The sequence below is a fragment of the Alicyclobacillus tolerans genome (assembly GCF_048984885.1).
GTDB classification, from domain to species: domain Bacteria; phylum Bacillota; class Bacilli; order Alicyclobacillales; family Alicyclobacillaceae; genus Alicyclobacillus_I; species Alicyclobacillus_I tolerans.
This window is the reverse complement of sequence record NZ_JBMGNK010000002.1, coordinates 1,878,864-1,901,535: the sequence shown is the minus strand read 5'-3', so window position 1 is coordinate 1,901,535 and position 22,672 is coordinate 1,878,864. Positions and strand designations below refer to the sequence as shown.

Here is a 22,672-nt window from a genome sequence, read left to right as displayed (position 1 = left end):
CCAGACACCACCTTATACCTCAGTCAACGGGGAAAGGTGGTGTCTTCTTGATATGGAGAAGCAGTTATTGCTTGCTCATCAAGGGCTAGGCTGTTGCTGCTCTGCAGGCTGGACAGCGTTTTCGTTGGAATCAAACGTGAACCCTTCACCGAGAACTTCATGAACATCATTGACAATGACAAACGCTGTCGGATCGAGCTTGGCCACAATCTGTTGCACGCGTATCACTTCTTCTCTCGATACAACAACATAGACAACAGGACGCTGTTGACCAGTATATCCGCCTTGACCACTTAAAATGGTAGTGCCTCGGCTCAAGCTATTGTGAATTTCCTGAACAATTTGCTGATACGATCCTGAGATGATATACAACGCTTTGCTTCGTGACATTCCTTCAATGACAAAATCAATCACTCGACTGGAGACAAATAACGCAACGAGCGAATACATGGCCGTCTCATATCCAATCATCAATGCCACCAGACCGATTACAATGACATCAATGATAAAAAGTAATCGTCCCATGGCAATGCCTCGCGCTTGACGTATCAATCGTGCAATAATATCGGCACCGCCAGTCGTTCCGCCAGCTCGAAAAATCAACCCTAGTCCAAGACCTGTAATGACACCGGCATAAAGTGCTGCTAGCAGTTTATCATGTGCATCAACCTGCCAATGAACCGTCAGCCAACTGAATAAAGATACAGAAAGGACACCCAATGTTGTTTTAATAACAAACTGATGGCCAAATTTTCTCCACGCAATCCAGAGTAATGGTAAATTCATGATTAAAAATGAAATACCAATAGCAATATGCAATCGATAAAGAAGCAGGACTGAAATACCGACAAAACCACCTTCCGCCAGGTGGTTTGCAACTAAAAACGCATTTAGTCCTACAGAATAAATCAATCCACCCAAAATAATGATGAAATACTCTCTTAGTACATTCCACATCAGCATGCCACTCACTTTCGCGGACCAGACTGCTGTTTGCGTTGTACGGTTAAGGTATCTGAACGCAAACGAGCCCTTTTTCCATGGTGAGGCAGATGTCCAAAAACTCTGCCGCTCTTTAGTATGGCTTAAATTTGTTCACGATGGAATGGGGCGTGGTAGGTACGCAAAAGTGCAACTAAAAAAAGTAACGATAAACAGCCGAATGCTGTATAGCCATATTGGACAATCGACTTAAATCCTACAGCCGATAAAAGACCAGCTAGGGAGAGAATGAGCGGTAACAACCAACGTCTTTGCTTACCTTGATTTGGTGACAAAAAGGCAAGCGCGTAAACATTGCTAACAATAGTGGAAAAAATTTCAGCCCAGAGTACCAAGGGAAAAATCCATTCCAACCAAGCTCCCGCGTGTGCCGCAACATAGGCCATAGGCAATGCGTAATTACGCGCCTCTTGTCCGTAACAAAGCAAGATAAACGTTACCGTCAACAACATCATTCCAAGTGCCAAAGATCCCAGTAGAGAGCCTAGTTTTAATTCCTTTTGATGATGGGCAGTCGCCCCAAGTGGAATAAGTACTCCGGCAGACAATCCTACATTTAATCCTATGTAAAATAGAACTGACAAAACTGCATGCAGAAAACCTGGATTTGTGTTACTGATTATCCATTGGGAATGAACGGGCCATTTATGTTGAAGAAATGTCTGCAAGCCAACGTAAATCACAAAACTGACCATGAGTGGAACAATAATCACATTGGCACGCATTAAGCCATGAATGCCATGACGCACGGTAAACCAAGAGAGCAAGGCTGTCAAAAAAACGCCTAAAAAGTACGGTGCATGCAACCTCTCCCGAAACAATTCACCAGCTCCGGCCAACATGGCGACTGTCAATCCAAACATCATCATCACATAAAGAATGTCAATCAGCCATGCACCACGTTTGCCAAACATAACTTTGGTAGCGTCACGAAATGTATGGGCTCGGAGAATACGACCTAGTCTGAGCATTCGATAGCCGAAAAAAATAAAAAGCAGCGTAGTCAATAAAACCATGGAAAATGCAGGAATACCAAAGCGAACAAAAAACTGATCCACCTCTCGGCCAGAGGCAAATCCTGCTCCTACCACTGTTCCGATATATACACATGCAATTTGTACACTGCGCCAGATGGAGCCATCTTGCATGCCGATGTCCCTCCCTTCTTTACTATCCTATTGAAGATATTGGACACCCATTCCACCACAATCCAGCTTGATGAAAAGAAATACTCTGCATAAATTTGCTCATTTTTTAGAATGATTGATTTCAGAATACATAGACAATTTTTTGAGAAAATAGCAATTGCTATAATGACCGTGGAGGTGGATGTCATAAACTTATCCTTCATTACGAGTCACGATGAAGAAAAGCATGCGTGGCTGGTCAAACTCTGTTTATACCAAGTTAACCATGTTAAATTCAGTTATCATGAAAAATCGGAGTTCACTTCATTCTAAGTTTCATGAAGAAGGGGATTGCAAAATGGAAAAAACACCTATAACAGTAGCTTATGGAGACGGAATTGGTCCGGAAATCATGACAGCAACATTACGTATCATACAAGCAGCAGGTGCCCAATTGGACATAGAGACGGTCGAAATTGGTGAAAAAGTTTACAAACGCGGCGTAGACTCCGGTATGGATCCAGGAGCTTGGGAAAGCATTCGCAAAACTCGAGTTTTTCTAAAGTCTCCGATTACCACTCCACAAGGTGGGGGATACAAAAGTCTTAACGTAACCATGCGCAAGGCTCTAAACTTATACGCTAACGTTCGTCCTACCATCGCTTACTCCCCATATGTAGAAACCAAACATCCTTCTATGGATTTGGTCATTATCCGAGAAAACGAAGAGGATTTGTATGCAGGCATTGAACACCGACAGACTCATCAGGTTTACCAATGCCTCAAACTCATTACACAACCAGGTTCGGAACGTGTCATTCGCTATGCATTTGAATATGCTAGAGTCAATCATCGCAAAAAGGTTACTTGCTTTGTGAAAGACAACATTATGAAACTGACAGACGGATTATTTCATAAAGTTTTTGATCAGGTTGCATCTGAATACCCAGATTTGGAACATGAAACGCTTATTGTTGACATTGGGGCAGCACGGTTGGCAAATACACCAGAAAAATTTGATGTGATTGTTATGCCAAATCTCTATGGTGATATTTTGTCTGATGTAACAGCAGAAATATCCGGATCTGTCGGTTTGGCCCCATCAGCCAACATTGGCGATGGTTTTGCCATGTTTGAAGCTATTCATGGTTCTGCACCAGATATTGCTGGACAGAATATTGCTAATCCGTCTGGCTTGTTGCTTGCAGCCGTGATGATGCTCGTTCACATTGGTCAGTCAAAAGTGGCAGAGCGCGTTCATCAAGCGTGGTTGCGAACAATTGAAGACGGTATACATACTCGGGACATCTATCGAGAAGAAATAAGCCGTCAACAAGTAGGCACAGACGAGTTTGCGGATGCCGTGATTGCTCGACTAGGACAGCATCCTCAAGTATTAAAACCCGTCTCCTATCGAGAAGATATTGTCATGGCTCGTCGCCATATCAAGCCTGTTGAAAATACGCTCAAACAATTGGTGGGTGTAGACATATTTCTTGATTGGCAGTCAGGAAGTGCTAACGATTTGGGCAGCCAGTTAAGCACCATTTCTGTAGGTGAACTCAAGCTTGAAGTGATCACCAATCGCGGTATCAAAGTGTGGCCAAACGGGTTGCCGGAGACGTTCTGCACCGACCACTGGCGGTGTCGATTCCGCAAAACAGATGGAAGCCATGTAACCGCTGATGAGGTGATTTTGATACAAAAGAATATTCTAAATGCTGGATTTGACATTATTAAAACAGAAAATCTCTACACATTTGATGGTGTACCCGGATTTTCTGCAGTACACGGTTAATTCATCAAAAAAGAACGTTTTCAAAATTGGCTGTGAAGCCCTATTGTGAATGACTTAGTGCACAAACCAAACTGCCTTCCTCGCACTACAAAGTGCCGAAGGCAGTTTTTAATTTTCAGAATACCAGACAACGGCTTTAAACAAACATAGGCTCCATTCAAAAGCAAAAAATTGGATTTCCTGGATGACCACAAAATTACGAGTTGAAATATGAAGCAAGCCCGGTATCTCACAGCGCTTGTCTCATATATATGAATTGAATTCTGATAGCTTGTCTGTGAAAGGGAGGTGATAGACGTGCTGTTCACTATGCTATGGTCCTCACTTCCCGTTTCATCAGGCATCCCTTAAAGGAGGTGCGCGATGAACGCGCTACAAGCAATGATTATGGGTATTGTGCAGGGAATCACGGAGTTCTTGCCTATTTCTTCATCAGGTCATCTCGTCATGCTCGCAAAAATCTGGCATTTGAATCCAGAGGCTTCCGGAACTCTATTTGTCCTTTTTTTACATCTTGGTTCCCTTATTGCCGTCATGTATGCTTTGCGTAAGGAACTGATGTGGTGGTATCGACATCCTAAGTCCCGCTTGACGTGGATGATTGGCGTCGCGCTTTTGCCAACAGCCGTGATTGGCGTTCTGTTTGAAGAATGGTTTGAACATCTTTTTTCTACAGGGGCTACAGTAGGTTTAGAATTTGTCATTACCGGATGCATTCTTTGGTGGATGGACAGTCGTACTGACGGAATGAAAACAGAAGAAACGATGCATGTCAAAGACAGTTTATGGATAGGTGCATTACAAGGCGCAGCCATCTTACCCGCTTTATCACGTTCTGGGCTTACCATAGCCGGAGGACTTTGGAGAGGAATGGAACGCCGAGCAGCTGCTCGTTTTTCTTTTTTGCTCAGCATTCCAGCTATTTTAGGAGGCATCTTAGTAGAATTGGACGATCTCTTTGAAGATCCGGTTGCTGCTCATCACTTGCCTTGGATGCCTATACTGGTAGGTACGGTTTCCGCAGCCGTTGCTGGATATATTGGCGTTCGTTTCACCTTTTGGCTGCTTGAAAAGTGTCGCATGCGGATTTTTGCAGTCTATACTTTTGTACTGGCTGCCTTTATTCTATCCGACCAGATCTTTTTTCACCGATTTTTTCCGCCGCTTTTTATTCTCCACTAAAAAGAATTTTCGCAATCCAACACATTCTTGGTATAAAAAAACCTCCAAATCCACACATTGTGGAGATGGAGGTCTTTTAACGCTTCTTTATCCATAGCTATCAACCATTGATTTGACGCCGCTGCCAACCGAGGAATGCAAATGCTGCAAAAAGCATGATCACCAGTGATAAAACCCAGATATGCAAATTTTTCCATGCCAGAGACCAATAGGGCATAGTGCTGGATTCGCTGGTTGTTGAATGAGTCCACATAGCAAAAGCTGGTGAAATATTAGCTATTGCTGGACCAACTTCCTTCGCAAGACCTGCTTTAAAGAGAATAACAGTAATCAATGCTGCCAGAACAGCATGCAACAGACGAGCCAAAAAATAAGGTTTCATGCGGATATCCGTTTGTGTCAGAACACTGGCAACCTGGGCATGAACTGCTAGACCGCTCCAAGCAATAATACCACTGATAACGGCTAATTTTTGAATCATAGGGGCCGCCACGGCTGCAGCTTGAGCCGATCCGATATCTAGCTCCAACACACCGGCAAGCATTGGATGTACCAATCCAGTATTCAGTCCGAAGAAATGAAATACATACATCAAAGGCCAGCCAATAAGCGTCATCAATCCAGACAGATGCAAGATTTCAATAAGTACTGCAAAAAAAACAATAAATCCACAAATCATAAGAAGGGTTTGAATGGATTCAGTAACAGAATTGCCCAGCAGTTTCCCAAAAGGCCGACCATCTTCTTCGTGAGCCTCCAACATCGCTTGATAAGCTCTTTTGAGAATAAAGGGACGAGGGCTTGATGGATTCGTTTGCTGTTCAGTATGGACGCTTACAGATGCCTGTTGTTTGTTGAGTCTTTCTTCCTTACGTCCCCAGAATTTAAAGAAAACACCTACCAAAAAGGAAGAAATGTAGTGTGCCAGCGCAATAAGTCCGCCGAGTGCAGGGGATTTGAGCATGCCCACAGCAACTGCCCCAAACATGAAAAGCGGATCGGCCGTATTCGTAAAAGCCAGTAAACGTTCTCCCTCTATACGCGAACACTGACCTGTTTCTCGAAAACGGGCTGTAATGACTGCATCCATGGGATACCCAGCAGCAAGCCCCATGGAAAGTGCAAAAGCACCTACCCCTGGAACACTAAAGAGTGGACGCATCAGAGGTTCTAATAAAACACCAAATCCTCGTACAACACCAAGACCTAGCAATAATTCTGACAAAATAAAAAACGGCAAGAGTGAGGGAAATACTACATCCCAAAATACTTTCAGTCCTGACATACCTGCTTCAAATCCCTGTTTGGGATACACGCACAACGCAATGGTAAAAATGATGGCCATGGCAGCCAAAAGCAATGTCGACCCCCTGCCTCTGCTTACCCTGCTCAAAACAACCAACTCCTTCGATTATGGCGCTCTCTTTGTCCACAGTTATCCGTTAAATCTTATGAGGCAAGTCCGCAAATATGTGAAAGTTACTTTTTTGCCAGTTGATAAGAAGAACCAGTATAATTTCTCAATGGGGCCTCGAGATTCATACTAGCTCGTCAGTTCATTCGATGATCCTAAAAGGAGAAGGTCATACAATGGAACTTGCCGCTGTTGCCAAACGAGTAGACGACTATATTTCTCAATTCAAGGAAGGTTATTTTCAGCCGATGACGTTGGTTGTCAGGTTGACGGAAGAATTGGGGGAACTTGCTCGCGAGATAAACCATGTCTATGGAGAGAAACCCAAAAAATCGAGTGAACCTGAAGGTAGTATTGCTTTAGAGATAGGGGATATATTGTTTGTCTTAACTTGTCTCGCTAATCGACTGAATATCTCGCTGGAAGAGGCTTTTGTCGCCGTCATGGAGAAATTTGAAACTCGCGATGCCAATCGTTGGACGCGCAAAAATGGGAAAGAGGCATAGGGATAGACGTACAAGCGATGTTCATTTCCGTCGGCATATGTTGCTGGTGGAGGGGAGTCGCTGTGAACGGCGAGGACTATTTGCAAGAAGGATACGCCTATCTCTATGAACAAAATTTTTATCGGGCGGAACAATCTTTTCTTCAGGCAATTCTTTGCGATCCTAGTAATCCAGAATATTATTTTCACGCTTCTGTGACTATGCATCGCAATCAGGCCTATCAAAAGGCGTTGCAACTCGCGCAGATAAGCGTGGAATTAGCGCCGGATTGTGAATTGTATGCACAAAATCTGCAAGAAATTGTCGCATCCATTCTTGTACAAAATGCCTATCGGGCGCTTTCAAATGGAAACAAGCTACAAGCGGCAAAAGATTTTGCCGAAGCTTGTCTTCGCGATCCGTTTAATGTAGAAGCATTTCATGGCTATGAGTATTTGCAACATCTTTTACGCAGGGAGTCGTAGAACTAGACTTCCTGTGCTGGACAAGCTAAGAAAAGAAGAAAGGAGTTCTGATGGATGACAAAACCCATTCGTGTAGTGGTTGCGGGCGCTGCAGGAAAAATGGGACAAGCTGCCTTAACCGCTATTCAATCTGATGAGCGATTGCAATTGGTTGGTTGTCTCGTTCGACATACTCCTAAGAATTTGCCAATAGAAAAAGGTCGAGAAGTGGTAGTGGGGAGTCAGGTCCAATCGCTCTTAAAACAGACAGAGCCTGATGTATGGCTCGATTTGACAGACGCTGAAAGTGTCAAAAAGCATGTAGATATCGCTATTAGTGAGGGAGTTTCACCTGTTGTCGGAGCTACAGGTTACAATATGGAACAAGTGGAGGCTTGGGATCAAGCATGTCGCGAAAAAGATATTGGCGGTCTGGCTTGCCCGAATTTTTCAGTGGGAGCTTTGCTGATGATGCGATTTGCCAAAGAAGCCGCTCGCTTTTTCCAACATATCGAGATTGTGGAATACCATCATGCTGGTAAAAAAGACGCACCTTCTGGTACTGCGCGCAGAACAGCAGAAATGATTTCAGACGAAGCCCTTCCATCTGAACGGATTGAACCGCCATTACAAAGTCGTGGCATGATGGTCGCTGGTATACCTATACATAGTGTGCGCTTACCGGGCCTTGTCGCTCATCAGGAAGTACTGTGTGGCGGAGTAGGAGAGTTATTAACTATCCGTCACGACTCCCTGTCCAGGGATAGTTTTATGCCAGGTATTCTCGAGGCTTGTGTGGCTGTAAAAGAATTAAAAGGTATGGTTTATGGATTGGAACATGTACTTTTTTGACAGAGAAGCGTTTGAGAGAGTATAGCCCTACGACATTCACACAGAAAGGAGGCCACAGCCATGCGCATTGGTATCAGTTGTTATGCTACAGTTGGCGGTTCAGGAGCCGTGGCTACAGAACTGGGCAAAGCATTAGCCACCAGAGGCCATGAAGTTCATTTTATCGTATCTGACGTTCCTTTTCGTTTGGGTGAATTTCGTAACAACCTATATATTCACGAAGTAGAAACTGTATCGTACCCGGTTTTGCGGACACCCCCATATGATTTCTCATTGGCTGCCAAGATGGCCGATGTTGTTGCCGAATACCATCTCGATATTTTACACGCTCATTACGCCTTGCCTTTTGCTGTCTGCGCTTTTCTTGCCAAAGAGATGCTTGGAGAGAATAAAGTGCGCACAGTAACCACGCTCCATGGAACAGACGTGACCGTTCTCGCGCAAGATCGCAGTCTCAAAAATGTCATGCGTCTTGGTATTGAGCGCAGCGATGCTGTAACCGCCGTCTCTCACAGTTTAATTGAGGAAACGCGTAGTCTGTTTGGCACGGAAAAGGAAATCGAATGTATATATAATTTTGTCGATCCGGATATCTTCCGTCCGCAAAGTGAACGACAAACGCGCGCCTGTCTCGCCAGACCTGGAGAGCGTGTGCTCATGCACGTTTCTAACTTTCGTAAAATTAAGCGAGTACCGGATGTCATTCTCGTCTTTCAAAAGGTTCTTCAACAAGTCGATAGTCGACTTATTTTAGTTGGTGAAGGGCCAGAACTTACAGCAGCAAGAGATTTGGTTCGTCAACTTGGTCTACAGGAAAAAGTCAACTTTCTGGGCAAACAAGATGAAGTAGCCTCGCTTTTTGCTGCAGCTGACGTATTCCTGTTGCCATCAGAAAAAGAGAGTTTCGGACTGGTTGCTCTGGAGAGTATGGCTTGCGGAGTTCCGGTCGTCGGTTCCATCGCAGGGGGCATTCCTGAAGTGGTGAAACCTAATGAAACTGGATTTTTGTTTCCCATTGGCGATGTCGATGGAATGGCTAATGCTGTCTTGCGTCTCTTTTCAGACGAAAATTTATATCACCGGTTATCCGGTGGTGCCAGAAAAACTGCCGAAACACAGTTTAATGTTGCAGAGCAAGTAGCTCATTATGAACGAATTTACCAACGACTCATTGAGGATGCAAGCCGGTGATTGACGTTCATTCTTTTGTACCGCCATCGATTCTTTCCATTCTTAAACGTATAGAAGATGATGGATACGAGGCAGTCATTGTTGGCGGTGCTATTCGCGATTATTTATTTGGCCGGAATATCAATGATTGGGACGTGGCAACTTCCGCACGTCCCGAACAAGTGCAGAAAATTTTTTCACATACAATTCCTACCGGATTGCGTCATGGAACCATTACAATAATTGAAGCAGGTGAAATTTGCGAGGTTACGTCCTATCGGAAAGAAAAGCATTATAACAATGGAAGACATCCTGAACTAGTGGAATATACAAAATCGCTTTATGAAGACTTAAGCCGACGGGATTATACAATAAACTCCATTGCTTTATATCGCGATGGAAGGTTGTTTGACCCGTTCGATGGTAGAATAGATATTCAAAATAAGATCCTTCGTACGGTAGGCAATCCGCAACAACGTTTAGCAGAAGACGCCTTGCGTCATCTGCGTGCTTTTCGTCTAGCGGCTGATTATGACTTGGAAATAGAATCCATGACTTGGCAAGCTATGTGTCAAAACGCACACATGACCTCGTGCTTATCACGAGAGCGGATGAACCAAGAGTTATTACGCTTTGCCAAATGTGATTGGACCGCCTGGGCTCCTAAGCTTGGTGCTGGACTCTGGTTACGTCATCCACTTTATCCAGGTTTGTCTATACTAGCAGATGGCATGATAGCAACAAGAGAGCATGATGAGCACAATTGGCTGCAAGTATTACAGTCTTTTACTGCAAAAGAATGTCAAGAAATTGCGATTGGACTTTGGCTCCTACGTGCTTATTCTGCAACGAAAACCAAACCAAGTTTGGAATCATTGCAAAATTTGCAAAGAAGCCTTGGAAAATCTAAACATTGGTTGACAAGTTGGATGGAACGATTGGAGTTATTGGAAGAACTGCTTCCGCTCTCCGTTGATCTCTTTATTCCTTTATTGGCTAAAAAACTGATCATCAAAGAAAAAAACCATAAGGATGCTCATATTTTGCTAGCCCTTCTGGCTATGCAAAAAGACTTGTCGGTTCATCCATTACTCTTAAAATATCAAACCCATCTAAAGACGCTTCCCATAGAGCATATTCGAGATTTGGCTGTTCGAGGCAGCGACATAGCCTTACATCTAGCTCTATCAGGCCCACTTATTGGACAAGCTTTATTTATGGCTCAAAATGCTGTCATAGAAGGCCGTGTTGACAATAAAAAACCGATAATTCTTGATTGGCTTAAAAAGCAGATGGAGGAAAACAATGACTTGGAGAAGTGATACTGAGAATATCCGCCTACATTTAGCCGAACTGTTTATTGAGCATCTCGGAGAACCCCTTTCTGGAGAACAACTCTCGCGAGAGATCGGTATCTCACGTACCGCTATATGGAAACACATGGAATATTTAACGGAAATAGGATTTCAATTCGATGCTGCTCCAAGACGTGGGTATACATTGAAAGAAATACCTGACTGTCCTTTGCAGCCTGTCGTCGTTCGCTATTTAAAAAATTCTACGACCTTAGGCCGTCAAGTGACGCACAGAAGCCGAGTCCATTCCACCAACACAATCGCTTCAGAATTACTAAGCCAAGGAGCTCCCCATGGTACTGCAGTTACTGCTGACGAACAAAGCGGTGGTCGAGGGAGAAGAGGAAGGTCCTGGATTTCTCCATTTGGCGGGCTCTGGATGTCACTTCTTTTAACGCGACCTTTGCCACTGCATAGAGCAGGCGAAATTACACTATTAGCAGGAGTTGCTACTGCCAGAGCGCTTGAACATACTTTTGGTTTACCGGCACGTATCAAATGGCCCAATGACATTCTGCTCCATCAGAAAAAAATTTGCGGTATCTTGGCTGAAATTCGAGCTGACGGAGAAAATGTGCATTCGGTTATTCTTGGTATAGGCATGAACGTCAATCTCACTGAAAATGATATTTTGCCAGAACTGAGAAACAAAGCATCATCCTTACAGATGGAAACTGGTCAACGTTTTTCACGGGCTGAAGTGATGGGGGCCATTCTGAACGAATTCAATCCAATGTATACTGAACTGGTGGAAAATGGAGGTGGTTTTGCCAAAGTTCAAGAAGAATGGTTAAGCCTTTGTGCACATCTGGGAGATTGGATTGAAGTGCAGCTGGGTACAGAACGCAAGCGCGGATTGTGTCTATCGATAGACAGAAATGGTGTTCTGTTGATGAAAATGGACAACGGTCAAGAAATTCGAGTTCCATCTGGAGAAATTGTTGCTTCAGAAACCATTTGTTACTAAGTCACAACCTCTGATGAGCCTTTTTGCCGCTCCCTATGCTATTTTACTGCATGGATTGCCTGCACTTGGCGGGCATAGGGAGAACGCTGTCGCACCATCCTGTGTTTAAACAAGAACGACGGAGGTGAGGAGCGTGTCACATCCAAGTTTTTCTTCAAAAAAGCTCTTTAGGACAGGCAAACAGCAAGTATACAGTAAACGCTTGTCTGAATTCGCGCAAACTCAATCCATATCCATTCAACATCCACAATTAGCTAATCCTACTCATGATTTACTGCAAAAAGCTTGCGCTTATTATGAGTTACAACTCTATACATCGGCCAAGGAAATTTTTCAAAAAATCACGAACATCTATCCTCACCCTGACATCTATTGTCTATTGACATCTTGCTGTATTTATCTGAATGATTTGGACGAAGCGCAAATCTATTTAGAAGAAATAATTTCCTTTTCCAACCCAAAATATCGAGCTTCCATTTGGCAATTATCAGCAGAATTAGCTCTTCAACAAAATCATTACTTAGCTGCGATTGTGGCTTTGCGACAATATCTTAAATATAAACCTATGGATGGGGGAGTCTGGAAAGTATTAGGGCTCTGTTTGCTAACGGAAAAAAAATATCGCGAAGCACTGTTTGTGTTTTTCCGCTATGCTAGGCTCACGCCACCTGATGCTGATACACTATTACTCCTTGCCTATACTTTTTGCAAATGCGGCAATGATATACGAGCAATGGAAATTGTGCGTGCAGCACTTAAGCAATTTCCATACCATGAATATTTAGCTTTATTAGGGAGTTTTTTAGCATTCCGATTACAGCGTCCTTTAGAAGGTTTAAAATATTGCCATAGAGTGCTCTATCTTCAGCCTGAGCATCCAATCGCTCACATGCACGTTTATTTGCACAAATGGTACAATACTCAACATAGCGTCCATTAAGGAGGACAAACTTTTGGATTTGGTTGTCCTAGATATAGAAACAACTGGTTTTCGCCCGGATAAAGATGAAATTATTGAATTAGCTGGCGTACGCTTCCGAGAAGGTATTGCAGTTGATGAATTTTCTACACTGGTCAAACCGAATCAAGGTGTACCGCACCAAATTTCCGAATTGACCGGGATCGATAAAAGTATGTTAATAGACGCGCCTTCTGTGGAAAAAGCATTGCCAGATTTTTTGGATTTTATAGGCCAATCTCCAGTGGCAGGACACAATGTACGTTTTGATATTCAATTTTTAGAAGCAAATGCCAGAAGAATAGGCATATCTTCTCCCAAATTAGAGAACTCTCTAGATTCCTTGGCTATAGCTCGCATTATTTTACCTAAAAATAGTGAATACAGTTTGGCAGCTCTCGTCAAGCAGTTAGATATTACTCATGAAGAGCAACATCGGGCACTTGCAGATGCTAAGGCTACGGGTGAACTCTTGATAAAGCTTCAAAAAATAGCTTCCAGAAAATGGCCTACAAATTTGCTGTCGGAAATTTGCCGATTGGCTTCTTTTATTTCTCCTACTGTAGGTGCATATTTTGAAGAAATTCGGACTTTGGCTGAAAATGAGAAAAGTTTTCAAGCCATTCGCCCCTTAGATCAGATTCAGGGTCTTAGTTTTGCAGTAGTCACTGAAGATCACACAATCCAAGGTTCTAATTCGTTATTAGAGAACAATGAATTAACATTACCGGAAAAATCGGCCCATCTTCTTTCTTCAGAAGGACCTCTGCCACAGATGTTCTCACAATTTGCGGCTCGAGAAGCTCAAATGGACATGGCACGAATGGTGGCTGATGCCCTGGATAATGGTCAACATCTTATGATAGAAGCTGGAACAGGTACAGGGAAGTCGCTTGCTTATCTGGTTCCCTCTGCGTTATATGCCAAAAGCTCAGAAAAAAAAGTGGTTATTTCTACTCATACACTTGCTCTACAAGATCAGATTGAACATAGAGATTTTCCAATTCTGAAAAAAATGTTCCCTTTTCCAGTACAACTTGCAGTTTTAAAAGGACGCACCAATTATGCTTGTTTGCGTAAAATTCGCCAAGAATCAGCTTCGCTTATGATGACCTCCGATTCTTATGAGATTCAGTCATTCATGATGTTTATGAGCTGGTTGGTGGAGACAGAGAGAGGATTAAAAGATGAACTCAGTGTAGCAGCTGCAAGTTCTGGCACCTGGCAACGCATTCAAAGTGAGAGTGATTCATGTATTGGCAAACGGTGTGCTTTTTTTAAACGTTGCTACTATTTCCAAGCTAAGCAAAGCGCCCAGCAGGCAGACTTGGTGGTTACCAACCATTCACTGGTCTTCTCTGATTTAAAATCCGATCATCGCGTACTGCCAAGTTTCGATTATTTAATTATGGATGAAGCGCACCACGTGCGAGATGTGGCAACCAAACATCTAGGATCTGAGGTTCACTGGCTTCAATTTTTAGGTTTGAGTTATCGCTTGTCCAGAGAAGGCGTCCGCCACTCTTTACTTCAAGATTTGCGACGTAAATATACCGATTCACCGCAAGCTGAAAGAATCATTCCATCAATTGAAAGAGCAGAAGAACACATTTTATCGTTGCGTCAAGTTATGGAAAGGATATTTTTACTATTTTCAAATTTGATTCCAAACGAAAGTAAGGAACTTCGTCTCTCAGATAAAATTTATCGGGCTCCAGAATGGGAAGAATTTCTTTCTTTACAAAAACAATTAGAAAATAGAATGGTGTCTTTGCAGGAAGAAAAAAATAGCTGGCAAAAGTGGGGGGAAGAAGACGAAGATACGGATCGCGGTGGCCGGATGCTGGACGCTCTAGGCTATCTTGAACAGCTCATGGCACAATGCGCTCTTCTATTTAAATTACCTCTTCTCACTGAGACTGAAGTCTGCTGGCTAGAAAAGAATGGAACACGTGAAAAACCACTTCTTTCCTTACACTTTGCTCCTCTCGATGTATCGGATATTTTATGTCGAGAACTTTTTCAGAAGAAAGATTCCATTGTCCTGACATCAGCCACATTGACCGTCAATCAGTCGTTTGATTATGCGAAACGGCAACTGGGACTAGAAAAAGAAGAGGATTTGCTCACAGCGACACTGCCCTCTCCGTTTGATCTTGGTCAACAAGCGCGTCTTTGTGTTCCACGTAATATACCGGAGATGTCTAAACTTTCGCCGGAGGAAACTGCTCATTGGCTAGGTCAGGCATTAAGCCGTCTGGCAATGGCAAGCGGAGGGCGCATGCTCGCACTTTTTACGAGTCATGCTTTACTAAAAGCGACGGCTGCTCGTATGCGGAGTTCTTTAAAAGCGGCCAACATCAATATTTTGGCACAGGGAGTACACGGCAATCGCACTCAAGTACTGCGCGCTTTTAAAACACATCCAAGATCTGTTCTCTTAGGAGCGCAGTCTTTCTGGGAAGGGATCGATTTGCCAGGAGATGAGTTGACAACGGTGGCTATGATCCGATTGCCCTTTGCGCCGCCTAGTCATCCAATAACAGAAATGCGCCATGAGCAATTGAAGCAAGAAGGGATTAATCCCTTTTTAGAAGACAGCTTGCCGGAAGCCATTGTTCGTTTTCGCCAGGGATTCGGACGCTTAATTCGTACAAAGGACGATCGCGGTGTCGTTGTCATTTATGACAAACGTATCTTGACTGCACGCTATGGATCTTCATTTTTGCACGCTTTGCCGGGAGTTCGCCCGCTCATTTCTGACGAGGAAACGATTTATCAAGAAGTACAACGTTTTTTACAACCAACTTCTGATGAAGAAACAGGTTGAATGTTCTCTCATTCCAAGTATGCGTCATATCAGGAAATTGGAGTTGAAAAAGGATGCGTCCAACAGCAGACTATGCCGTGATCGGCGGAACAGGCGTTTATACAGCAGGACAGCTTGAACACTTACAAGTTTATGAAGAGATGACTGAATACGGACATGCTCAAGCTATGATTGGAGAAATCAGAGGCAAACGTGTCGCTTTTTTGCCGCGTCATGGCTTAAAGCATCAAACTCCTCCGCATCTTGTCAACTATCGGGCAAATATTAGGTTATTGCAATTGCTGGGAGTCCAAAAAGCGGTGGCCACGGCGGCTGTAGGCTCACTTCGTAAAACCCTTCGGCCAGGTCAACTCGTTTTGCTAACAGATTTTCTTGATTTTACACGCACGCGTTCATCTACTTTTTATGAAGAGGGGCGGGTTGTACATATCGATATGAGCGATCCATACTGTCAAACAGTACGTTCTTCTCTCGATGTAACAGCCAAACAGGAGAATCTAGATGTAATACCTTCTTCCACTTATGTTTGTACAGAAGGACCCCGTTTTGAAACTCCTGCTGAAATTCGCTACTTTGCACAAATTGGCGGAGATGTTGTAGGAATGACCAGTGTACCTGAAGTGGTTTTGGCAAAAGAAGCTGGAATTTGCTATGCATCGATTGGTATTGTCACCAATTTTGCGGCAGGAATTTCTACACAACCACTGACCCATGAAGAAGTGGTCACAACCATGTCAGAAAATATCGAACGAGTTCGCAAACTTATGGAACGTTGGATAGAGGAGGATAATCTTCAACACCGTCCTTGCTCTTGTGCTCAAACTGTGCAAAGCATGAGTCATCTTTAATAAAAATAATCTCGGAAAATTTCCCCGGTGCCAAGAACAAATTTACAAAAGGAGACATAATTGAATGTCACTACGAGCTATTGAATGGGACGAGCATAAAGAAACATTGAAATTGCTCGATCAACGAGTTCTTCCGCATCAGTCGAATTGGATAGAATGTTTGAACGAAGAAGACGTTGCAGCAGCGATTGCCGCCATGGTTGTACGCGGAGCTCCAGCCATTGGACTGACTGCAGCGTACGGCATCCTTTTGGCTGCCATTCAGGCTGTCAAAAATCACGAAGCTTTATGGCCCCGACTCAAACGAGCTGAAAAAATGCTCATTGCAGCACGTCCCACAGCTGTTCATCTGCAGTTCACGCTGGAGGAAATGCTCAAAGGTGCTGAACAACTGGAGGATAGAGATAAAACGATAAGTTATTTACTCTCTAAAGTCAGGAAAATAGAACAGGAAGATTCACTCAGTAACCGAAATATCGGTGCTCATGGAGCCAATTGGTTACAGAAAAGAAGAGGAAAACAACCACTGGTTTTGTTGACTCATTGTAATACAGGCGCATTGGCAACTGCAGATTTTGGAACTGCGCTCGGCATTATCCGTACTCTGCAGGAACGAGGAAGCATATCGAACGTATTTGTAGACGAAACTCGTCCCTATCTTCAGGGTGCTCGTTTGACTGCCTATGAATTGGAAGCTGAAAACATACCCTATACGCTGATTACCGATAGTATGGCAGCTGCAGCAATGCGTTTAAAAAAAGTTGATGCAGTTATTGTTGGAGCTGACCGAATTGCCAGCAACGGTGATACAGCGAATAAAATTGGAACATACAGTCTGGCCGTTCTGGCCAAAGCTCACCAGATTCCTTTTTGCGTGGCAGCGCCACTCGCCACATTTGATTGGTCACTTCCTTCTGGTGAAAAAATTCCGATTGAAGAACGACCTGCTGAGGAAATGGTGATTTGGAATAAAACACCAATTGCTCCTCAGAATGCTCGCGTATGGAATCCAGCTTTTGATGTAACGCCTTTTGAATGGATCTCAGCAATTTTTACAGAAGAAGGAGTCATTGAATCTATAGCAGACTTGGAGCGCTTACATCAACGAAACACTCCTTCCATTACCATGTAATTTCAGGAGGACGCTATGACGAAAACCATTTTAGAAGTCGGAGCACTCGTAAAAAATGCACAGGAATGGATCTCTGGTCCTGCATACCTTGTTTTTGACGGTCAACAAATTGAGGAGATCGGTGAAGGAACCTACAAGAAACCTTTATTAGGCGCTCGTAAAATTGTACGTCCTCATTCATTGGCTATACCTGGGCTCATCAATACGCATGGACACGCTGCCATGACACTACTGCGTGGCGCAGGCGATGACATGCCTTTAATGCACTGGCTCAATCAACGTATATTCCCTTTGGAAGAACAATTAACAGAGCGGGCAATCTATATTGGAACGCTGCTCGCCTGTTATGAAATGCTTAAGTCAGGTACCACGACCTTTACAGATATGTACATGATGATGCATCATGCTGCCGAGGCAGTGGCCAATTCGGGAATGCGCGCAATGCTTTCATGGGGAACTGTCGGATTCACGGATGAAAATCGTAAACGTGGAATTGAAAATACTCGCAGTTTGGCAAAAGCCTGGCACAACGCTGAAAATGGCAGACTGCAAATTTCTGTGGGACCTCACGCACCTTATACATGCCCAGCTGACTACTTGCGAGAACTGGCTAAATTGGCTGAAGAATTGCAATTGCCCATGCAGATTCACCTTAGTGAGAGCCAAACAGAAGTTGAACAGGCACTCCAAACATGGGGAAAGACGCCGATTGCTCAAGTGCGCGACTGCGGTCTATTTTCTGTACCAGTACTTGCGGCACACTGCGTACATCTAACAGACGAAGACATAAGCATATTGGCAGAGAATTCTGTTTGTGTAGCGCACAATCCTCAAAGCAACTTAAAGTTGGCTTCTGGCATTGCACCATTGCCAAAAATGCTCGATGCTGGAATTACTGTGGGCTTAGGTACCGATGGGGCAGCAAGTAACAATAATCTCGATATGTTTGAAGAAATGCGTTTGGCCGCTACTTTGCATAAAGGCATCTCCTATGAAGCAACCACCATTCCTGCCGCAACAGCGTTTGCTATGGCTACGGAATATGGAGCACGCTGTCTGTTTCAAGAAAACAAACTCGGAATACTGGAAGTGGGGAGAGCGGCAGATATTACCTTGCTCAATCTCGATAGTCCTCATTTGACTCCCATTTATGATTTGATTTCCAATCTGGTCTATGCTTGCGGGGCAGACGATGTCACCGATGTTTTTGTGGCAGGTGAGCATGTATTGGCCGATGGAAAACCGACGCGTTTTGATATAGAATCTGTTCTTCATGAAGCTCGCCAAATTGCTTCTAATCTGTCACGCAAGTGAAACGATGTCAAAACACTGTCCGTTCGATTGAAATAGAGGAGATAGGACATTAGTATTAAATTTAAATCATGCTAAAGCGGCAAGCGGACATACGAGCCACTAGACAAGTTTTAAACACCGTGTAGTCCTGAGAGAGTGAGGAGACACCATGCGCATTCTTGTTACGAATGATGACGGTATTCAAGCTGAAGGCATACAGATATTGGCTGAGCTTGCTGCAGAATTAGGAGAAGTGGTTGTGGTAGCGCCAGACAGTCAACGCAGTGCAGCCAGCCACTCCATAACAATTCGAAACAGGCTGTATCTCCAGGAGCACCATTTGCATCATTCTCAAATAACCGCCTTCTCTCTCTCCGGTACTCCAGTTGACTGTGTAAAATGGGCTGTAACTGAGATGGGATCGTTTCAACTTGCACTGTCTGGAATTAATGAAGGAGCCAATTTGGCGACAGATGTCCTGTATTCCGGAACAGTAGCAGCAGCTGGTGAAGCTGCTCTACAAGGTATTCCTTCCGTTGCATTGTCGCTTTGTGGACCGCCTTTTACATTTTCTTCAGTGGTCGATCCGGTTCGAAAACTCCTTAAACAAGTCGTTCATTTGACTTTTCCGTCGGATACTTTTCTCAACGTCAATATTCCACCTCATATCCTGCTAGACAACGATGCACCTGCTTGGCAAGTTACAGAACTAGGCGCACGTACCTTTCGCGATCAATTTTTCAAAAAAACAGATGAGCAAGGGCGCGTCTATTACCGATATGCTGGTGAAGCTGTAGAGAAACCCGAAGGAGAACGTAAAGACGTTCTGACAGTGCAAAACGGTTTAATTTCAGTAACGCCTTTGCGCTATAGATTCAGCGAATTATCATGGATGCATGATTTAATTCAGCAATTGGAAGAGTCAGACATAACTGAACTTCCGTTTAATAGAAAGGAAGTCCGTAAGACTTATGGAAAATAAAATGCCCATCATTGCAACACATGAATGTACAGCGGTAGATGATTTATATTTACTGGTAGATTTTTTGAATCGCAATCTCAAGAACAAAGACGTGATATTTGGGTTGTCAAAGTCAACTGCCAATGAAGGAAAAATGTTAATTACTCTATATAAGGCTTCTGAGGAGTCATGAAAAGAAAAGTTATTTTTATCAGTCTGAGCGTTTTTTTTCTTCTTTTATTGCTCGCCGCAGCTTTGACAACCTATTTTGAGCAAACTTTGCAAAGTCACTGGTCGGAAGAAACGCAAGCGGCAGAATACGTTTTGAATCACTCACCGATTGAAAAAATAGAAACATCGACAATGTTTACCGCATCAGGCTTGGAAAATGTATTTACTGGCAAGGATATTTTTGGCCAATCTTGGATTGTTTTTTATTTTCCAGACCAACAAAAACTACATGCTGTACTCGCTAAAAATATCATTAATACGACACAGATTGAGACCATATGCCGCAAATTCTCTTTACAGCCTTCACAACTGAGTTTAGGCTGGTTGAATCAAGAGCATGCAGCAAACATGAATACCAATCCTGGACCTGTTTGGGAAGTTTACGGGAAAAAACAAGGTGAAAATACTTATTATTACTTTAATGCTGCAAACGGTGACCTGATTTGCCAATATGTGCTCCAACACCATACTTTATAGCGTGCTATACTAAATGCAGATGAATCATTGGAGGGAGCGTGATGAATTGTCACGAGTTCGCATTGTCCCCGTTCTGGTCATCGCAATTGTCACGCTTGGGATTTTGTTTGGAGCCTGGCAAGGATATCAACAATACCGTTTGATTGCTCCTCTACAGGCGGAATTAAGTAAGATACCTGGAGTAGAGTCGGTTACCATTAACCGCTCACCATCAGATACAGTCGTTATTCAATTAGGTCCCGTTCAAACGCTGGTCAATCATGATTTGCAGTCCACATACAATGAAATCCAGAATGATGTTATTGGAACGCTGGGCAGTGGGGAATCCATTATTCTCAAGGATAAAAGCGACCAAACGCTTACACTGGATTATGAGTCTTTGCAACCTATCATATTTGAAGGACTCAACCACGGAACTTACACGCAAATGATTGCCAATGTTGAAAAAGCAGCGGCCAAAGAAGGTATACAGGCACGTGTCACAATGGATTACCATAATATTTATATCCAACTGCAACAGGGAAGCCACTACTTGTACGACTTCCATGCGTATCGGCTTGGTCAAGGGGGGGCTGTGCAGTGATGAAAGAATGGCTGATAGGCATTGGTTTAGCCGTCGTCATTTTTGCAGGATTATTTCTTAACGTCAACGTTCTGCCCATTCTCTTTTTAGCTGGGCTAGCTTTCGTAGCCTGGTTCATGATGGAGAGACGTACAGCTGTTGCTGGCGCTGGTAGAGAGACTCCTGTCAAACATCAAGTATCGTTTGATCAAATTGGCGGTCAAGAGAACGCAAAACGGGAACTTCGAGAAGCGCTGGATTTCCTTAAATATCGAGAGCGTATTAAAACTTTAGGCATTCGACCTTTGAAAGGCATTTTGCTGACAGGACCACCGGGTACAGGTAAAACTCTGATGGCTAAAGCAGCGGCAACTTATACGGATTCGGTATTTTTAGCAGCTTCAGGCAGCGAGTTTGTAGAAATGTACGTGGGCGTTGGAGCGCAGAGAATCAGAGAATTATTTCGAAAAGCTCGTCAATTAGCCAAAAAGGAAAACAAAGACAGTGCGATTATCTTTATAGATGAAATTGACGTTGTAGGTGGTCGAAGAGGACAGCATAGCCACCAAGAATATGACCAGACTTTAAACCAATTGCTCACGGAAATGGATGGTATGAGTACAACTCAATCTCCACTGGTCTTGGTCATAGCTGCTACCAACCGAGTGGATATCCTGGATCCGGCATTGCTTCGTCCGGGACGTTTCGATCGTCAAATTAAAGTGGATTTGCCCGATAAAGAAGGACGTTTGCATATTTTGCAAATTCTTACGGCAGGAAAACCACTTTCAGAGAATCTTAATCTCGAACACATTGCCAGAGAAACATTTGGTTTTTCTGGCGCTCAATTAGAATCTTTAGTCAATGAGGCGGCCATTGCTGCGTTGCGTGCCGGTTCGAATCAAATTACTCAAGAAATGTTTCGTGATTCAGTGGATAAAGTACTAATGGGCGAGCGTACGGGCCGGAGACCCACGGATGATGAACTGCAACGGGTAGCCGTGCATGAACTTGGTCACGCTATTGTCAGCGAATTAATGCGGCCAGGTACAGTTTCACATATTACCATCGCTCCACGTGGCAATGCTCTTGGTTTTGTTCGCCAGATTCCAGAAGCGGATCGTTATCTGTATACTCTTGAACAATTGCAAGAACAAATTAATGTTGCGCTAGGTGGATGTTTGGCGGAAGAACATCACTACGGTAACCGCAGTACAGGTGCCCAAAATGATTTTGTGCAGGCATCCTCGCTGGCCAGAACCATTGTTACTTGTGGTTTATCCCGAATTGGTATTGTCGACGAGGAACATCTTCCAGAAAATGTTTTAGATACAGAAGTACGCCATATTTTGGCTGAACAAGAACGTATCACAAGAGAAATTTTGCGACCTTATCGCGAAGATATTGCACAGTTTGCCTTTGATATTGTGCGCGAAGAAAGCGTTGATGGTTCTGTGTTCCGTGATTGGCTGAGCAGTATTCAGGATAAAAAAGAACAAGGTGAGATGAAATCTTCGGAAGCACATCGGACGCCAGAAACAGTATTACTGGCTTAAGTCACAAA

21 protein-coding genes are annotated in these 22,672 nt (G+C 43.6%); 18 read left to right on the top strand and 3 right to left on the bottom strand.

Going from position 1 to position 22,672, the window contains the following annotated elements:
- Nucleotides 1–78: 78 nt before the first annotated feature.
- Nucleotides 79–957 (bottom strand): YitT family protein, encoded by an 879-nt coding sequence (locus ACOJUR_RS09505; protein ID WP_420949875.1) that lies wholly within the window; start codon nt 955–957, stop codon nt 79–81.
- 128 nt (nt 958–1,085) lie between these two features.
- The gene (locus tag ACOJUR_RS09500) at nt 1,086–2,150 is read right to left on the bottom strand and encodes a YkvI family membrane protein (protein ID WP_420949874.1); all 1,065 of its coding nucleotides are present in this window, start codon (nt 2,148–2,150) and stop codon (nt 1,086–1,088) included.
- 337 nt (nt 2,151–2,487) lie between these two features.
- Here ACOJUR_RS09500 and ACOJUR_RS09495 point away from each other — a divergent pair, with 337 nt between their 5' ends.
- Entirely contained in the window at nt 2,488–3,927 is a 1,440-nt protein-coding gene (locus ACOJUR_RS09495; RefSeq protein ID WP_072873204.1) for an NADP-dependent isocitrate dehydrogenase, read from the top strand.
- Between the two features lie 363 nt (nt 3,928–4,290).
- Nucleotides 4,291–5,109 carry an undecaprenyl-diphosphate phosphatase gene (locus tag ACOJUR_RS09490; protein ID WP_072873203.1) on the top strand — a complete coding sequence of 273 codons (819 nt, stop codon included), beginning with the start codon at nt 4,291–4,293 and terminating at the stop codon, nt 5,107–5,109.
- A gap of 100 nt (nt 5,110–5,209) precedes the next feature.
- Here ACOJUR_RS09490 and ylbJ read toward each other — a convergent pair whose 3' ends face one another.
- Nucleotides 5,210–6,502 carry a sporulation integral membrane protein YlbJ gene (gene ylbJ, locus ACOJUR_RS09485; protein ID WP_420949873.1) on the bottom strand — a complete coding sequence of 431 codons (1,293 nt, stop codon included), beginning with the start codon at nt 6,500–6,502 and terminating at the stop codon, nt 5,210–5,212.
- A 197-nt stretch (nt 6,503–6,699) separates the two neighbouring features.
- Between ylbJ and ACOJUR_RS09480 the strand changes: the two genes are divergently transcribed.
- The 16 genes from ACOJUR_RS09480 (at nt 6,700) to ACOJUR_RS09405 (ending at nt 22,664) form a co-directional block, all read left to right on the top strand.
- Nucleotides 6,700–7,029, top strand: a complete 330-nt coding sequence (locus ACOJUR_RS09480; protein WP_072873202.1) for a nucleotide pyrophosphohydrolase — start codon at nt 6,700–6,702, stop codon at nt 7,027–7,029.
- 62 nt (nt 7,030–7,091) lie between these two features.
- Nucleotides 7,092–7,493, top strand: a complete 402-nt coding sequence (locus ACOJUR_RS09475; RefSeq protein WP_072873201.1) for a hypothetical protein — start codon at nt 7,092–7,094, stop codon at nt 7,491–7,493.
- A gap of 54 nt (nt 7,494–7,547) precedes the next feature.
- Nucleotides 7,548–8,324 carry a 4-hydroxy-tetrahydrodipicolinate reductase gene (gene dapB, locus ACOJUR_RS09470; protein ID WP_420949872.1) on the top strand — a complete coding sequence of 259 codons (777 nt, stop codon included), beginning with the start codon at nt 7,548–7,550 and terminating at the stop codon, nt 8,322–8,324.
- A 60-nt stretch (nt 8,325–8,384) separates the two neighbouring features.
- Nucleotides 8,385–9,515 (top strand): N-acetyl-alpha-D-glucosaminyl L-malate synthase BshA, encoded by a 1,131-nt coding sequence (gene bshA / locus ACOJUR_RS09465; protein ID WP_420949871.1) that lies wholly within the window; start codon nt 8,385–8,387, stop codon nt 9,513–9,515.
- Nucleotides 9,512–10,816 (top strand): hypothetical protein, encoded by a 1,305-nt coding sequence (locus tag ACOJUR_RS09460; RefSeq protein ID WP_420949870.1) that lies wholly within the window; start codon nt 9,512–9,514, stop codon nt 10,814–10,816. Before bshA ends, ACOJUR_RS09460 begins: the two co-directional genes overlap by 4 nt.
- Entirely contained in the window at nt 10,800–11,816 is a 1,017-nt protein-coding gene (locus ACOJUR_RS09455; protein ID WP_165611936.1) for a biotin--[acetyl-CoA-carboxylase] ligase, read from the top strand. The genes ACOJUR_RS09460 and ACOJUR_RS09455 overlap by 17 nt, the downstream gene beginning before the upstream one ends.
- Nucleotides 11,817–11,949: 133 nt before the next feature.
- On the top strand, nt 11,950–12,756 hold the full coding sequence (locus tag ACOJUR_RS09450; protein ID WP_306953763.1) for a tetratricopeptide repeat protein: 807 nt from the start codon (nt 11,950–11,952) through the stop codon (nt 12,754–12,756).
- A gap of 13 nt (nt 12,757–12,769) precedes the next feature.
- Nucleotides 12,770–15,604 carry a helicase C-terminal domain-containing protein gene (locus ACOJUR_RS09445; RefSeq protein ID WP_420949869.1) on the top strand — a complete coding sequence of 945 codons (2,835 nt, stop codon included), beginning with the start codon at nt 12,770–12,772 and terminating at the stop codon, nt 15,602–15,604.
- Nucleotides 15,605–15,657: 53 nt separating this feature from the next.
- On the top strand, nt 15,658–16,452 hold the full coding sequence (mtnP, locus tag ACOJUR_RS09440; protein ID WP_420949868.1) for an S-methyl-5'-thioadenosine phosphorylase: 795 nt from the start codon (nt 15,658–15,660) through the stop codon (nt 16,450–16,452).
- Nucleotides 16,453–16,516: 64 nt separating this feature from the next.
- Entirely contained in the window at nt 16,517–17,584 is a 1,068-nt protein-coding gene (gene mtnA, locus ACOJUR_RS09435) for an S-methyl-5-thioribose-1-phosphate isomerase (protein WP_420949867.1), read from the top strand.
- Nucleotides 17,585–17,599: 15 nt separating this feature from the next.
- The gene (locus tag ACOJUR_RS09430) at nt 17,600–18,898 is read left to right on the top strand and encodes an amidohydrolase (RefSeq protein ID WP_420949866.1); all 1,299 of its coding nucleotides are present in this window, start codon (nt 17,600–17,602) and stop codon (nt 18,896–18,898) included.
- Between the two features lie 148 nt (nt 18,899–19,046).
- Nucleotides 19,047–19,859: a 5'/3'-nucleotidase SurE gene (gene surE, locus ACOJUR_RS09425; protein WP_420949865.1), complete on the top strand. Its 813-nt coding sequence runs from the start codon at nt 19,047–19,049 to the stop codon at nt 19,857–19,859.
- Nucleotides 19,849–20,031, top strand: a complete 183-nt coding sequence (locus tag ACOJUR_RS09420; RefSeq protein WP_072873191.1) for a YpmA family protein — start codon at nt 19,849–19,851, stop codon at nt 20,029–20,031. The genes surE and ACOJUR_RS09420 overlap by 11 nt, the downstream gene beginning before the upstream one ends.
- On the top strand, nt 20,028–20,546 hold the full coding sequence (locus ACOJUR_RS09415) for a hypothetical protein (protein WP_420949864.1): 519 nt from the start codon (nt 20,028–20,030) through the stop codon (nt 20,544–20,546). Before ACOJUR_RS09420 ends, ACOJUR_RS09415 begins: the two co-directional genes overlap by 4 nt.
- 46 nt (nt 20,547–20,592) lie before the next feature.
- A complete protein-coding gene (locus tag ACOJUR_RS09410) occupies nt 20,593–21,129 on the top strand; it encodes a hypothetical protein (protein WP_072873189.1) in 537 nt (178 codons plus the stop codon).
- The gene (locus ACOJUR_RS09405; RefSeq protein WP_083574048.1) at nt 21,129–22,664 is read left to right on the top strand and encodes an AAA family ATPase; all 1,536 of its coding nucleotides are present in this window, start codon (nt 21,129–21,131) and stop codon (nt 22,662–22,664) included. Before ACOJUR_RS09410 ends, ACOJUR_RS09405 begins: the two co-directional genes overlap by 1 nt.
- Nucleotides 22,665–22,672 lie beyond the last annotated feature (8 nt).

What these genes read in the sequence shown, in the direction of transcription:
- ACOJUR_RS09505 (WP_420949875.1), bottom strand. Translation starts at nt 957, where the DNA reads ATGTGGAATGTACTAAGAGAGTATTTCATCATTATTTTGGGTGGATTG.
- ACOJUR_RS09500 (WP_420949874.1), bottom strand. Translation starts at nt 2,150, where the DNA reads ATGCAAGATGGCTCCATCTGGCGCAGTGTACAAATTGCATGTGTATAT.
- ACOJUR_RS09495 (WP_072873204.1), top strand. Translation starts at nt 2,488, where the DNA reads ATGGAAAAAACACCTATAACAGTAGCTTATGGAGACGGAATTGGTCCG.
- ACOJUR_RS09490 (WP_072873203.1), top strand. Translation starts at nt 4,291, where the DNA reads ATGAACGCGCTACAAGCAATGATTATGGGTATTGTGCAGGGAATCACG.
- ACOJUR_RS09480 (WP_072873202.1), top strand. Translation starts at nt 6,700, where the DNA reads ATGGAACTTGCCGCTGTTGCCAAACGAGTAGACGACTATATTTCTCAA.
- dapB (WP_420949872.1), top strand. Translation starts at nt 7,548, where the DNA reads ATGACAAAACCCATTCGTGTAGTGGTTGCGGGCGCTGCAGGAAAAATG.
- bshA (WP_420949871.1), top strand. Translation starts at nt 8,385, where the DNA reads ATGCGCATTGGTATCAGTTGTTATGCTACAGTTGGCGGTTCAGGAGCC.
- ACOJUR_RS09455 (WP_165611936.1), top strand. Translation starts at nt 10,800, where the DNA reads ATGACTTGGAGAAGTGATACTGAGAATATCCGCCTACATTTAGCCGAA.
- mtnP (WP_420949868.1), top strand. Translation starts at nt 15,658, where the DNA reads ATGCGTCCAACAGCAGACTATGCCGTGATCGGCGGAACAGGCGTTTAT.
- mtnA (WP_420949867.1), top strand. Translation starts at nt 16,517, where the DNA reads ATGTCACTACGAGCTATTGAATGGGACGAGCATAAAGAAACATTGAAA.
- ACOJUR_RS09430 (WP_420949866.1), top strand. Translation starts at nt 17,600, where the DNA reads ATGACGAAAACCATTTTAGAAGTCGGAGCACTCGTAAAAAATGCACAG.
- surE (WP_420949865.1), top strand. Translation starts at nt 19,047, where the DNA reads ATGCGCATTCTTGTTACGAATGATGACGGTATTCAAGCTGAAGGCATA.
- ACOJUR_RS09420 (WP_072873191.1), top strand. Translation starts at nt 19,849, where the DNA reads ATGGAAAATAAAATGCCCATCATTGCAACACATGAATGTACAGCGGTA.
- ACOJUR_RS09415 (WP_420949864.1), top strand. Translation starts at nt 20,028, where the DNA reads ATGAAAAGAAAAGTTATTTTTATCAGTCTGAGCGTTTTTTTTCTTCTT.
- ACOJUR_RS09405 (WP_083574048.1), top strand. Translation starts at nt 21,129, where the DNA reads ATGAAAGAATGGCTGATAGGCATTGGTTTAGCCGTCGTCATTTTTGCA.